Origin of the sequence: Xenorhabdus cabanillasii (assembly GCF_003386665.1) — a bacterium.
GTDB lineage: Bacteria > Pseudomonadota > Gammaproteobacteria > Enterobacterales > Enterobacteriaceae > Xenorhabdus > Xenorhabdus cabanillasii.
Window position 1 is genome coordinate 3391072 of the sequence record NZ_QTUB01000001.1, and the last position, 13747, is coordinate 3404818.

General features: G+C 45.6%; 14 protein-coding genes and 1 pseudogene. 1 reads left to right on the top strand and 14 read right to left on the bottom strand.

The window, feature by feature from the left end:
• Positions 1 to 46: 46 nt before the first annotated feature.
• Positions 47 to 343 (bottom strand): annotated as a pseudogene (locus BDD26_RS15355) (Rpn family recombination-promoting nuclease/putative transposase); the annotation flags it as partial.
• 169 nt (positions 344 to 512) lie between these two features.
• Between BDD26_RS15355 and BDD26_RS15360 the strand changes: the two are divergent.
• Positions 513 to 2153 (top strand): FGGY-family carbohydrate kinase, encoded by a 1641-nt coding sequence (locus BDD26_RS15360; RefSeq protein WP_115827033.1) that lies wholly within the window; start codon positions 513 to 515, stop codon positions 2151 to 2153.
• 14 nt (positions 2154 to 2167) lie between these two features.
• On the opposite strand, the gene BDD26_RS15365 is transcribed toward BDD26_RS15360, so the two are convergent.
• From BDD26_RS15365 to cbiG, 13 genes are all read right to left on the bottom strand, one after another.
• Positions 2168 to 3550, bottom strand: a complete 1383-nt coding sequence (locus BDD26_RS15365) for a surface lipoprotein assembly modifier (RefSeq protein WP_115827034.1) — start codon at positions 3548 to 3550, stop codon at positions 2168 to 2170.
• 135 nt (positions 3551 to 3685) lie between these two features.
• Positions 3686 to 4399 (bottom strand): Slam-dependent surface lipoprotein, encoded by a 714-nt coding sequence (locus BDD26_RS15370; RefSeq protein ID WP_038268454.1) that lies wholly within the window; start codon positions 4397 to 4399, stop codon positions 3686 to 3688.
• A gap of 201 nt (positions 4400 to 4600) precedes the next feature.
• Positions 4601 to 5254, bottom strand: coding sequence for an adenosylcobalamin/alpha-ribazole phosphatase (locus BDD26_RS15375; RefSeq protein ID WP_038268452.1), 654 nt, complete (start codon positions 5252 to 5254; stop codon positions 4601 to 4603).
• A 43-nt stretch (positions 5255 to 5297) separates the two neighbouring features.
• A complete protein-coding gene (locus tag BDD26_RS15380; protein WP_115827035.1) occupies positions 5298 to 6848 on the bottom strand; it encodes a cobyric acid synthase in 1551 nt (516 codons plus the stop codon).
• Between the two features lie 18 nt (positions 6849 to 6866).
• Complete coding sequence (locus tag BDD26_RS15385; protein ID WP_038268448.1) at positions 6867 to 7700, bottom strand: ATP-binding cassette domain-containing protein; 834 nt, start codon at positions 7698 to 7700, stop codon at positions 6867 to 6869.
• Between the two features lie 109 nt (positions 7701 to 7809).
• The gene (locus tag BDD26_RS15390; protein ID WP_038268446.1) at positions 7810 to 8487 is read right to left on the bottom strand and encodes an energy-coupling factor ABC transporter transmembrane protein; all 678 of its coding nucleotides are present in this window, start codon (positions 8485 to 8487) and stop codon (positions 7810 to 7812) included.
• Positions 8471 to 8755, bottom strand: a complete 285-nt coding sequence (locus tag BDD26_RS15395) for an energy-coupling factor ABC transporter substrate-binding protein (RefSeq protein ID WP_038268444.1) — start codon at positions 8753 to 8755, stop codon at positions 8471 to 8473. The genes BDD26_RS15390 and BDD26_RS15395 overlap by 17 nt, the downstream gene beginning before the upstream one ends.
• 28 nt (positions 8756 to 8783) lie before the next feature.
• Complete coding sequence (locus tag BDD26_RS15400; protein WP_115827036.1) at positions 8784 to 9515, bottom strand: energy-coupling factor ABC transporter permease; 732 nt, start codon at positions 9513 to 9515, stop codon at positions 8784 to 8786.
• 3 nt (positions 9516 to 9518) lie between these two features.
• Positions 9519 to 10295 carry a cobalt-factor II C(20)-methyltransferase gene (locus tag BDD26_RS15405; RefSeq protein ID WP_115827037.1) on the bottom strand — a complete coding sequence of 259 codons (777 nt, stop codon included), beginning with the start codon at positions 10293 to 10295 and terminating at the stop codon, positions 9519 to 9521.
• Entirely contained in the window at positions 10292 to 11083 is a 792-nt protein-coding gene (cbiK, locus tag BDD26_RS15410) for a sirohydrochlorin cobaltochelatase (RefSeq protein WP_115827038.1), read from the bottom strand. The genes BDD26_RS15405 and cbiK overlap by 4 nt, the downstream gene beginning before the upstream one ends.
• A 39-nt stretch (positions 11084 to 11122) precedes the next feature.
• On the bottom strand, positions 11123 to 11908 hold the full coding sequence (locus BDD26_RS15415) for a cobalt-precorrin-6A reductase (RefSeq protein ID WP_115827039.1): 786 nt from the start codon (positions 11906 to 11908) through the stop codon (positions 11123 to 11125).
• The gene (locus BDD26_RS15420; RefSeq protein WP_038268434.1) at positions 11905 to 12630 is read right to left on the bottom strand and encodes a precorrin-3B C(17)-methyltransferase; all 726 of its coding nucleotides are present in this window, start codon (positions 12628 to 12630) and stop codon (positions 11905 to 11907) included. The genes BDD26_RS15415 and BDD26_RS15420 overlap by 4 nt, the downstream gene beginning before the upstream one ends.
• The gene (gene cbiG / locus BDD26_RS15425) at positions 12624 to 13700 is read right to left on the bottom strand and encodes a cobalt-precorrin 5A hydrolase (protein ID WP_115827573.1); all 1077 of its coding nucleotides are present in this window, start codon (positions 13698 to 13700) and stop codon (positions 12624 to 12626) included. The genes BDD26_RS15420 and cbiG overlap by 7 nt, the downstream gene beginning before the upstream one ends.
• Positions 13701 to 13747: the final 47 nt, after the last annotated feature.

A 13747-nucleotide genomic window follows, 5' to 3' on the forward strand; every position in this document is an offset into this window, starting at 1 on the left:
AGGCAAGTTTGCAGAGTTTTAACCCATGATAATTTAGATATCATTAGTACATTAGCCTCCAAGCCATCAACGGATCCGGCGTGGACTGATGTTCAATCAAACAATAAATGTAAGCGTCTCCTTGGGTTGTCCCAACCGAGTACAATACATCACTGTGCAACTGACGTAACTGCCGGTCAACAAAACTCCCGGGCTCCAGTTTCAGGGTGGTTAAATCACACAATGACCGGATCTCTTCGGGCAAATAAAGGGATAAAAACTCTCTGGCGGTGTCAGGCTGCGTTAAGAAATGTTTGAATAACGCGTCATGATGAGGCTTCTTTACTTTCTTTTTCTTTGCCACACTCCGTCTCTCTGTTTTGTCGGTTGTTTATTGCCAATGCTATATTTTCTCTGGAAAATCGGCAATCAATGGACCGTCTATTATACCCGCATCCGGCTAATCTGATGCACAACCTATTGAAGTGGCAGAAACTCTGGTCACACTGGGGATAGGCATTGAAGGAGGAACTATGAACAATAACGTACAAAGCAGACCGGACAATGACCAAGTCGTCATTGGTGTTGATGTCGGTACAGGCAGTGCCCGTGCCGGTATTTTTGATATGAACGGTAAAATGCTGGCATCAGCCAAACACGATATAACACTTTATCGTAATGGTACTAATAATGGTGCTGGTTTTGTCGAGCAATCCAGTCGTGAAATCTGGGATGCGGTCTGTTATTGCGTCAGAGAGGTGATGTCGCGTTCTGAAAGCACACCGCAACAAGTTGCCGGTATCGGTTTTGATGCCACCTGTTCATTGGTTGTGTTAGGTAAAGATATGGAACCGATTTCTGTCAGCCTGAGTGAAGATCCGAACCGCAATATTATCGTCTGGATGGATCACCGGGCGACAGCACAGGCAGAACGCATCAACGCATCAGGTCATTCAGTGCTTAACTATGTCGGCGGTAAAATTTCCCCTGAAATGGAAACACCGAAAATTCTCTGGCTGAAAGAAAATCGCCGCAAAGCTTTTGATGATGCATGGCAATTCTTTGATCTGGCCGATTTTCTGACCTGGAAATCCACCGGATCTCTTTCCCGCTCTACCTGTACCGTGACCTGTAAATGGACCTACCTTGCGCATGAAAAACGTTGGGATGCGGATTACTTCCGTCAGATCGGTCTGTCTGAACTTGCAGATGAAAACTTTGCCCGTATCGGACAGAGCATTGTCGAACCGGGAACACCTTGTGGTCAGGGACTGACAGAAGACGCAGCACAACAGATGGGTTTATTAGCAGGCACCCCAGTCGCCGCTGGAATGATTGATGCCCACGCAGGTGGTATCGGTACTGTCGGTGTCAACGGTGATGCAACCCATAACATGGCTTATGTGTTCGGCACCTCTTCCTGTACGATGACAACAACTCAGGAACCGGTATTTATACCCGGTGTCTGGGGCCCCTACTTCTCTGCGATGATCCCCGGTATGTGGCTGAATGAAGGTGGGCAAAGCACAGCGGGAGCGGCAATCGACCAACTGTTGTCTTTGCACCCTGCTACCGTGGCAGCTAAAGCAATGGCAAAAGAGAAAAGTATATCTCTGCCGGTTTTTTTAGCTGATATGGCTATGAGAAAAACGCAATCCGCTTCCCAGGCTGTCGAACTGGCAGAAGGTATTCATGTCGTTCCTGAGTTTCTGGGGAACCGCGCTCCTTTTGCCGATCCTCATGCTCGGGCGGTCATTGCCGGATTGGGTATGGAAAACAGCCTCAATAATCTGCTTTCTCTATATATCGCTGGTGTGTGCGGTATCGGTTACGGGCTACGTCAGATTATCGAAGCACAGGCGAAATCTGGGGTAATAATTGAAAATATTGTCATCAGTGGAGGAGCCGGTCAGCATCCTTTCATCCGCCAGTTACTTGCAGATACCTGCGGTGTGACGGTGGTTGCAACCCGAGCCAGTGAACCTGTTCTGCTCGGTTCCGCTATTCTGGGTGCAGTTGCCGGTGGCATTTTTGCGGGTGTCGGACAGGCGATGGCGCATTTTTCTGCCATTGACCGCACATACCAGCCAAATGAGCGCTATCGCGAACGCCATAACATCCGTTTTGCATCATTTCAATGTCTCCAGCAATGTGCCAGAGAGCTTAAAGGTTAAGTCCATAGCTTCGACTAAAAATATTTTTCTAGCTGTATTTGTATTTCGTTTTTATCGTAACTGTATTGCCAGCTTACATTGCTACGATTGTGCAAGTGGCGGAAAGTGACAGAAGGTGTCATCCCCCAGATTTTGCTGGCAGGAAATTTAACGGAAGCGGTATAGATCTGTTCATTATCTTGACGTTTGGCACCCAATAATGCGCTGTAGGCGCCAAAACGTTGCGTTTTCAGTGTGGCAAACAGCGAACCATCAATGCCGGAATAAAGTGGCCCGGCTATCCCCGCAGTAACTCCCCATTGTTGATAGCGAGCTGCCGGTTGTTGATTGTTTCGATAGCTCCAGCCAGTGCCGCCAAACAGAATAAAATCGTTGCCGATAGCATGGGAGAGATTGAAATAAGATGAGGAAAGTTCGCCATTTTTCCAATGATAAAGAGGCTGATAACTGAATCGCTTATGTTCAAATTCAGCGCTGAGGAAGGTTTGATCAGAGATAGCCCATTGCCATTCTATTTTGGCAGCGACAGCATGGTATTCGGTTATTCCGGCTTGTTGTTTATATTCAAACAAAGGAGCAAAGGATAGGTCATTATTCCTGCTTTTAAAATTGTAGCCACTGATCAGCAAAAACGTGTTTTCGTTTCCGTTATGGAAATGAGGATAGATTTCACCATCAATCATTCCGCGACCAAAAATGCCGTGGTGGCCAACAAGCTGGTAACGCCGGCTTAATGTAACATGATAAGCGCTTCCCCATTCTTTGATCGCTTTTGGTATTTCCCGTTCAATTTTACATTCTCCTTTTAAAATAAGCAGACAGTCCGGTTTCATATTTGGAGACATATTTATATTATCGTTATAGATATAACTGAGTGAAAACGAACTGTGCCAGCGGTTTCTTTGGGTGATTGCTTTTATATAACCGTCGATGTTCTTCAAAACGATTGCGGGTAATTGATGCTGTTTACTTAATTCATCCATTAACTGTTTGGCTTCCCGATTTTTATGATCTTCAAAATAGACACGAGCCAATTCCAATTTGATGCGGGTGAAATTCGGTTTTTGACGCAGGATTTTTTGATAGAGGGAAGCTGCGAGAGTTAAATTCCCCTCACGACGTGCCAGCCCACCCAGGGCAAAATTGACCAGCATAACATCATGCCCCGGCAATTTTTGATAAACCGACAAAAAGCGTCTTACATCTGACCATTGCTGATAATTAATGGCAAGGTACAGTGCTTGACCGATATCCTTAAGATTGTTTTTAACCTTAAATTCTTGCCCATGAATCTTTGGTGAAATCTCATTTGATATATCATTGGCGTAGCCTGTTGAAAAAAGGAGTGATGTCAGTAGTGACGCAAGTAATACAGCCACGTTTCTCTTGCCAGTCATAGGGGAAACCCGCTTGCAAAATCCATCTTCTGAGCAGAATTGGCGATAGAAGGCCGTAATAAATAAGGCAGAAGATGAGGAAGAGAAGAAGATAACAGTGTCAAAATGGCACTGTTATCTTTGTGAAATTAGCAGCTACTGTCTGTTACCGCCAAAAGCAGTATCTTTGCTTCTGTCGCTATCAAATTTGGCATATCCCGCTAAAGCGGAGGCAGAATCACCGTAGAATTTCCCATCAGTGACACCATTAATATTTCCATTGGCTGTGGCTTTGCCTGAAAACCCGGCATCCTGATTGATATTGGCATCAATACCTATATTGAGAGAATTATTGCTGAGTGAACCATTTAGTTTTTGGGCATCAAAATCAGCGACTAGCCGACCGGAGAGGAGGTTATGGCCATTATATTGGTTCAGGCCTTTCACATTATAGATTGCAGTACCGCCTTTTGGCATATTGGTTGTAACATCTTTGCCTGTATAAAAAACAGTGTGGGTCTTATCTGATTTATCTGGCGTTTTTTGTGCCCATTCACCGAAGTAAACCTCCTCATTGGGGACTTGAGCAACATCAATATACTGATTCTCAATACCGGGAAGGTTCTCCAGTTTGAAATCATAGATGCCATTATTGTCGCGTTTAGCCAGTCTTTTCAGTTTAGATGCAGTAAAGAGTTTATTTTTTACGATGGGGAGAGAGATACCAATAGCCGGCTCATTATCTTTCTCTCCGAGTATAAGATGTGGTGTAGTTTCTGTTTGGCTTATACCATACCCAACTTTTGCTTGGGCTTGTGTTATCAATCCCAAAACGCCTAATATTGCGATTAATATATTGACCTTTTTCATTAATAACCTCACTGAGTGTACAGAATACGCTGCTATCTATTCATACATGGTATTTTTAGTTTTCCGCTCTGAATAAATTACACTCAGAAAATATCGATGTGAATAAAAAGTGATATTTTGTTAATTATTGGTTAATAATTGTTGGGCATAAACAGGAGCTAATCTGCAATCAAACCTCCCGGCACAATTCAACGCTCAAGTTCAATCAATGTTTGTCGTGTTATGCTTATCCAGCCAGCATTCTGTCCGGGCATTAAACGCTTGCAAAGTAGCAAATCCTGCATAGTTATTGACAACACTGTAAGCTCCCTGCTGGAAGGGAAAAGACCACATAGCAGTGACAGGTAGTTTTAGTAATTTGGTTATCATCACGCCTAAAACCCCTTGATGGGCAATTATTAGTTGATTTTTCCGGGCAGTATCAGAACAAGAAATAGCAGAATGCAGCTCCTCAGTGTATTCCTCTACCCGCGCTGAAAAATGCCGGAATGGCTCTCCCCCGGTTGGACAACCATTTTGCCAATCTGCCAACCAATGTAACCAGGCCTGTGGATCTTCTTCGGCAATATCTGTGTGATGACGCAGTTCCCATGCTCCAAAATCCAACTCATTGAGACGGTACTCACTTTGTATGGTTAATTCAGATGTATTTGATTGCGCAATAATTTGGGCTGTTTGTTGTGCCCTTTGCATTTCACTACAGTGCATAGATTGAAAAGTGATGTTTTTCAGTGCATCAGCGACTTGCTGTCCCTGCTGTATCCCAATTTCAGTTAAAGGTAAGTCGGTTTTGCCACAAAAGACACCATCAATATTGGCTTGTGTCTGCCCATGTCGAACAAGAAACAATCGCATCTGATTATCCTCTCTTTGTTGGCTTTGTTTATTACCGTCAACGTCATGGCATGACTTCACTGGATTTGTGTCCATGCATTAACTGGTAAATCCGCGCGATATCCAGATGCTCACGCATACTGGCAGCCAATATATTAAATTGTTTTTCTTTGTGCTGGCGGTAATTAAAAGCCATATTTTCTAGTGGAGAGTAACCTTTTCTTATGCGCAGTTGATTTAATAACGGGCGGGTAAACGTGTTTTGATCAAATAAACCATGCAGGTAACTTCCCATTACCAGACCATCCTGTGTAACAGCTCCGTCAAACCACGTTTTTTCTTCACCATTGTGTAAATGCATTTTGGCGAAAGGCATTGCCTGCTTACCAAGCCGGGTGGTTCCCATATGGATCTCATAACCCACAATAGGTTGTTCGCTGCATAATTTCAGCATGCCTGATAACACAGGTGACACAACTCCCCTGACCTGTGCGGTCTGTTTTTCGCTACTAAATTCTGTTTCAGTATCCAATAAACCTAAACCTGCCATTTGGGTTAAGCCGGATTCCACTCCATCCACAATCTGTTTACCCAATATTTGATAGCCCCCACAGATCCCGATAATCGGCACGTTTTTCTGCTGTGCTGTGATAATTGCCTGCTCAAAGCCCTGAGTTTTCAACCAGGTCAAATCTCCTAACGTATTCTTGCTACCGGGCAGAATAATGAGATCGGCGCCCTGAAGTTCAGAAGGATCGGAGACATAACGCAAATGCACATCCGGCTGAGCCGCCAGCGCATTGAAATCGGTGAAATTAGCAATATGAGGGTATTGGATGACAACAATATCCAGACAATCTGCGGTTTTTCGCTTCTGTTGGTCATATTTACCCACCTGCAAAGCGACGCTGTCTTCATCTTCCAGATCAAGTTCCAGCCACGGCAATACTCCCAATATTGGTACTTGTGTTAAGGCTTCAATCTGTTCAATTCCTGATTGCAACAAAGATATATCACCGCGAAATTTATTGATGATGACACCCTTGATGCGGACTTTTTCCTCCGGTTTAAGCAAAGCCAATGTGCCGTAGATGGATGCAAATACACCGCCACGATCAATGTCTGCCACCAAAATGACAGGGGCATCCACTAATTCGGCCATGCCCATATTGACGATATCGCGATCACGCAGATTGATCTCTGCCGGACTGCCCGCCCCTTCTAACACGATGATATCCGTTTCCACTGCTAACCCGTTATATGCCATCAAAATCTGCTGAAGCAATCGGGGCTTATGCTCGTGATATTCCACCGCGTTCATGCTGCACATGACTTTCCCCATAAAAATCACCTGAGCCTTGCGATCGCTGGTAGGTTTCAACAATACCGGATTCATACGCACATCCGGCGCAATTCCGGCTGCTTCCGCCTGAAATATCTGCGCTCGTCCCATCTCTTTGCCATCTGCGGTAATCCCGGAATTAAGCGCCATATTCTGGGATTTAAAGGGAGCACAACGATAACCATCCTGTGAAAATATCCGGCAAAATCCTGCTACCAGTACACTTTTGCCTACATCCGATGCCGTGCCCTGAACCATCAGCGATAATGTCATTCTGTTTTCTCCCTTATTCTAAGGTGACTGTTCTACGGTGACTTGTTTCGCGGTAATTTGCTTCGCAATGATAGAGAAAAGTTCCTGCTCGGTCTTGCACAGAGGCAATCCGCCTTCAGTGTGTACTTTCACCAGCCACGGTTGTGCCAATCCCGCTTGTTCAAGCTGTGTTTTTTGTAGTAATACCGTCTCAGGCTTGCCGGAACTTATCATCTTCCCATTTGCCAGCACATATAAACCATCACAAATCTGGTAGATTAAGTCTATGTCGTGACTGGAAATAATGATCCGTTTTCCCTCAGCAGCAATCGTATTGATAATGTCTAACATTTGTTGACGACCAGCGGGATCAAGTCCCGCTGTTGGTTCATCCAGCAATAAGTAATCAAACTCCATGACCAGCGCCCCTGCAATGGCCACTCGTTTTTTCTGACCAAAACTTAGATATTGAATCGGTTTATTGCGAAAAGTATGCGCATCTACTCGTGTCAGCGCATATTCAATCCTGCGCTGTATCTCAGTTTCATCAATACCCAGATTACGTAAACTAAAAGCAAGATCGCTTTCGATATCGGTATAAAAGATTTGCTGGTCAGGGTCCTGAAACACGGTGACAACCCGCTGGCGCAAATCCATCAACCCTTTTTTGCTGTAATCCAAAGGAGCGTTATTCCACCAGACCGCCCCTTTTTGTGGACGTAAGATACCGGAAAGATTCATGAGTAAGGTTGATTTACCACACCCATTCGCTCCGATAATTCCCGTGACTTGATGGCGATTAAAATCAAGCGTCAAACCTTTCAAGATGGGTTCGTCCTGATAACTGAAATACAGTGACCGAGTTTCTAACATATTGTCCTCTCCTGTTTTTTCAATCCATGTTTTCCAACTTCCACCCTATGTTTCTCACCTCTTATATCTTCAATTCATGCCCATCATTCATATAATTCATGCTCATCATTCATAAATGAAAATCACCCTGATATAACTTAAGTTCCAATGCCACACTCATTTGCTGATAACGACTCATCACCCGCGCAAACAACATGCTGATTAACATTGCCAGTGATCGGTAACCTGTTCGCAAAGAGCGATAACCGAATCGCAGTGATTGCGCATGATGAATCGCTACTGCTTCCTCCAAAAAGATAAAAATAAAGCGCCACGTCAGAAGGATTTGTTCAATCAGCAGATGAGGAACGCGGCAAAATTTAAGTAACTTGATCATCTGCTCAAAGGGCATGTTCATCATGAACCAAAATGTTGCAGATAATGCAGCAAGGCTACGCCAGAGAGTTTGGTTAGCTATCTGGACGCCTTGCGGATCAATGCCGAACCAGTACTGTCCAGCCTGGAATCCCCATAGCAGACTCTCCGGCTGAGTGCCTGCGGACAACACAATGGCAACCAAGCCGAATGCCAGAAATCCGACGGGGATTAACAGCCATTTCAGGTAACGCAGCAAACTGATCCGCAGCAGATAGCAAGTCAATAAGGCAAGACCAATCAACAACACAGCTTGCCATAGCGGAGAAAGTACCATTGCCAGGGTCATAAACAGGAGATACAGGGCGAATTTCGCCCTGGGATCTTTATCACACCAACGGCTCTGGTAGCTGAGCTTATCTATTCCGATCATGTTCTTTCCGTTTACGGTGATAATAGCCAAAAATGTAGAAAATCACGGCTGTACCCAAACTTCCCTGTAAGGTAAACAGCAGGCTTTCAATTTCACCACTGGCAGGTTTGTATAAGGATTTAAACCACGGCGTATAATCTGGTGCTATTTCCATGATTTGGGCTTCTGCCTGACCATCTGCCCCTCCGAACTCGCCACCATGTTCAATAAAAAATGGGATGATGCACAATGCCGCAACAAGGGCCAGTAATATCAATGTTTTTTTCATTTTTCACACTCCTGCTCATTGACGGCGTCTAGAAACTGCGAGCCTGAATTAATTGTCTTTTTACGAGTTGGTCATAAATCAGTACCGTCAGTAACCCTTCAGCCACTGCGATAGGAAGTTGGGTCATACAGAAAATGCCCATGAATTTAAGGATTGCCGCTCCCATGCCCAGTTGTGGATCAGGGAAAGCAACACCTAACTGAATGGAAGTGACAGCATAAGTGACAATATCGGCGACAAAGGCACAGAAAAAGACACCGACATCTTTGCGCACTCCCATTTTGCCGGAGAAACGCCATATCAAATATCCTGCTAATGGGCCAATTACCGCCATTGACATACCGTTAGCACCTAACGTGGTGATACCACCGTGCGCCAGCAATAAAGCCTGAAACAGCAGCACAATCGCGCCAAGTACTGCCACAACGGAAGGGCCAAACAAAATCACTGCCAGTGCCACACCGGTTGGATGTGAGCAGCTTCCGGTGACAGAAGGGATTTTTAAGGCAGAAAGAACAAAAATAAATGCGCCACACAGTGCCAGCAAGACTTTCTGGTTGCTCTCCTCCTGTACAATCTGGCGTAACCTTACCAGCCCTGCCGCCAGAAAAGGCAGGAAAGCCAGCCACCATGCCACAGCCCACATTGGAGGTAAAAAACCCTCCATGACATGCATAGCAAAAACTTCTTGCGGTGCCATCACCAAAAACAGTGCGATAATTGCACCAAGTAACGAAAATCTCGTCAGTTTCTGTTGCATAACTCACCTCGATAATTGCCAGTTTTTATTAACAAAAATCGTTGAAAAATAAGATAATTCTTGTCTGCATTCTTTTTCACTGAGAGACAATGTGGTGAGATCGCGCCAACATTGCTCAGTCGGCAAAGTGGCGTCAGCCATCATCAGTGCATGTTCTAAGAGATTGTGACGTTGTAACAGATCACGGATCAGGGGAAAACGCGAATAGACTTTCATCAGGACAAGGCAATCGTGATTGAGCAATGCTTGCTCCAGAACTGCTTCAGAAGCGGTACAGGAAATAACAGCTAATGTTTGATCTTCCATTGCCAGAGGCATCATACTGGCTGCGGCAATGGCAGAAAATGAAGTGATCCCGGGCACGATTTCCAGCCACGAAGCAGGATTTTTTTGCTCCGATACCAGCCGCTGTAAAAGAAATACCCATGTACTGAACAGCATCGGATCGCCCAAAGTGATAAAACCGATTTTTCTGCCATTCGCCACTTCCTCTTTTAAGGCTTGTGCTACTTCGTCCCACACTGCTCTTTTTGCTGCCATATCGGCTTTCATTAGAAAGTGGTAAGTGAAAATTTCGGTTTTCGGCGAAAGGTATTCTTCGATAATGGAATGAGCAACGCTTTTGGCTCCTTTCTTTCCCGTTGGGGTATAAATCACATCCAATTCAGAAAGAATACGTGCTGCCCGTACAGTAATCAGATCACTGGCTCCCGGACCAACACCTATCACAGACAGTTTTCCTGCTTTTTTATCCTTTTTATCCTTTGCTTGTTCATTCATGAGATTTTCTCCCGATCATTCAACGCATCAGCAAGGTGTTCGACAAACATCTGCCGAATCATCGGGTTTTCTCCCAATCCCTGTAGCTTGGGGATTGCGGTTATTCCTGCCCGCTCTAACTGTGATTTCCAGGAATCTTCTTCATCTGAAGCCATATCATTGATGGCATGATCTCCTGCCACCAGCATCAATGGCATCAAATAAACCTTACGGATTTTTTGCGCTTTTAATCCTTTTATGACCAAAGGAAGTTCGGGATAGCTTTCAACCGCGCCTACCCGCGCCGGAAAATGGTAATGGTTCATCAGGTGATCAAGACAGGCATAGGCAGAAAAAGCGTGGTGCGCTGTACCGTGTCCCATAAAGACGACACATTCATTCGTTGCCAGTAAAGGAAGCTGATGGCGCAGTGCCTGCATTAATTGCAGGTAGTCATCAAAATGGCTGAGTAACGGTGTACCCAACACCAGGCGCTTAAAACGAGGGCGAAATTTTTCAACTTCACGCAGTACTTTTTCATACTCATCGCCATTAATGATATGCAGGCATTGAACGGCAACATCGTTATAACCTGCGTGATGCAATCTGGTCAGCGCATCATGGGGAGTATCAATATAAATGCTATCGCGCTGGCGCAATTTTCGAATGATCATGCCAGAAGTAAATGCCCGAAATAGATCCCTGTCTGGAAACACTGATGCCAACTGTTGCTCACAGGCTTCAATGTTGTTTTTCAATGTTTCGGGATAACTGGTTCCGAAACTTATCACCAATAATGCCTTTTTCATTTCGCTTTTCCTTATTGGTTTATTTACACATAGGTCTACTTACATGGGAAAATTCGCCAATAATTGCCCCATCTCTTCCAATCCATTGACCTGCGTGATCCCCTCACCTGCAAATTGCTGCTTTGGACGACAGAGCACAATGCAGGGCAGCCCAAGAGAAAGACATGGCTCCACTTTCTCCATGAAACCACCCTGATCACCAGACTCTTTGGTTATCACAACCTCCGCCTGACAAAATTGGTAAAATGACCGGTTAAAATCAGCACTGAATGGGCCTTTCAGGGCAAAGATCTGATCAACCGATAAGCCACAAGATTCGCACATTGCCAAAACGTCTGCTGTCGGCAAGACACGGGCCAGCACCGTTTTTCCTTTCAGGTGAGACAAATAATCAGCCAATTGTTTACTGCCCGTTGTCAGCAAAATACGCGTTCCCAAATTGACTGCTACTTCACATGCCTGCTCAATAGTTGCCACTTTATAGATGAGAGGATGTTCAACAGCATCAATATCACTAGGGCGGATATAACGAATAAGAGGGAGCTCCAATTTTTGGCAGGCGCTGACAATGTTTTGACTTAATCGTTCGGCGTAAGGATGGGACGCATCAATGACCATTTTTATCCCGCGCTGTTGCAGATACTCAGCCATAACTTCGGTTTCCATCCTGCCGGTAACAATTTCACCACTAATCCCCGTCGCCTGCTGTGCCCCGGCGGGTGTGGCCACCGACAGGCAATAATCTATGCCGGCAGTATCCATCATCAGGCAAATCTGGCGGGCATCGCTTGTGCCGCCAAAAATTTGGATCAGTGGCCGTTTCATAACTTGTACCCTCTCGGCGTGATCATCAGCCCATCACGTATATAAGTTGACTGATTGCCCACTATCACCAGACTGCGCATATCAACACGGGTAAAATCCATTGAACCAAAAGTTGTCAGCCACTTATCTTCATGTTTGCGTCCTGCCGCTTTCACCACACCCACGGGGGTTTCCGCCGATTTCCACGGAGCCATCATAGAAAATGCCCGTGCCAGATGTTCTTCCCGCCCACGGCTGCGCGGATTATAAAAACAGACTACAAAATCAGCTTCTGCCGCAGCCCTTACCCGTTTCTCAATCAATTCCCACGGTGTCAGCAGATCGCTCAGGCTGATATGACAAAAGTCATGCATCAGCGGCGCGCCGAGCAAAGCAGCGCAAGCTGTACTTGCCGTCACGCCTGCTACCAGTCTGACTTCGACATTGCGCTTTTGCTGGCTGACCAACTCCAGAATCAAACCAGCCATGCCATAAATACCCGCATCACCGCTACAAACCACCGCCACATTTTTGCCCTGTTCGGCCAGCTCAATGGCTGTCTGACAGCGTTCAATCTCTTTGCACATGCCAGTTTTGATAATTTCTTTATCGCCTACCAGTGGCTTCACCAAATGGGTGTAGGTTTTGTAACCGACCACGATATCAGCCGCTTTCAATGCAGCAATTGCTTCCTGCGTCATCATGGCTTCGCTGCCGGGACCAATTCCAATGACAGTTAACATAGATGCAATACTCCTAATGTGATGGTGACGCCCTGCTCACGCAGGGTATGACCAACCAGATGCCCCTGGCTCATTAACCAGGCCACAGGTTGGGAGACACAGCCTATGCCCACCGTTTTGCGGACAAACTCAGAAACCGGGAATGCTTGTTCACACTCGGCAAGCTGATTAACAGAGAAGGTCTGGAATGGAATTTGACGCTCCTGGGTCAATTGGATGAGCGCAGGTTCGTTTTTTTTCAGTTCGATACTGCCGACGGCTTTTAACGCCAAAGGTTCAAGGTTATGTTCCAGCAGATGGCGTTCCAATAATTCGGTGAGCCGTTCAGCTTCAACTCCCCGCCGGCAACCCATTCCTGCAACGATACGGCGGGGGATTAATTTAAAAGTGGGGATTGCCAGCGCCAGATTTGTCCGTTCATAACTGACGTATACCAGAGCATCCAGTTCCGGCCGATCTTCCAGAGTGTCAACCGGAATGAACCCGCGTGTGTCATAGCGTTTTTTTTCATTCTGCAAATTCGGATGCCACCAAATTCCTACCCGTTTACCATTGACCAGCATTTGATTAACGGTTTTGACGTTGGCACGGAAATTCTCCATTTTTCCATCAATTTGTTGCGATAACAGATCCAGTGCCGCGACCTGATTGACATCTGTTGCAGTGGTAATCACCGCCTGACCATCAAGAATATCTGCAATCTGTTGCGCCAGTTTATTCGCGCCTCCCATATGCCCCGATAATAAACTGATGGCAAACTGCCCTTTTTCATCCAGCACGACAACTGCCGGATCGGTCATTTTATCCTTGAGTAAGGGAGCGATAACCCGAATAGCGATCCCCGTCGCACCAATCATGATCAACGCTTCATATTGAGTGAAGACTTTGCGTACCGTATTGGCAAAACCGCCGTCAAACGCCATGAATCTGCCATCTGTATTTACCAGTTCAGGGGAAGTGAAACAATCCATTGCTAAATAGGATTGCAGACGACGAGCTAACGCGATGCCACCTTCTGTCAGGCAAAACAAGGCATATTCTTTGTCAGATGACCCGGAGTTAATTGTCATCTTATTAGGCGCTATTACGTCTGCGTCAAATGCTATTGCATTATCTG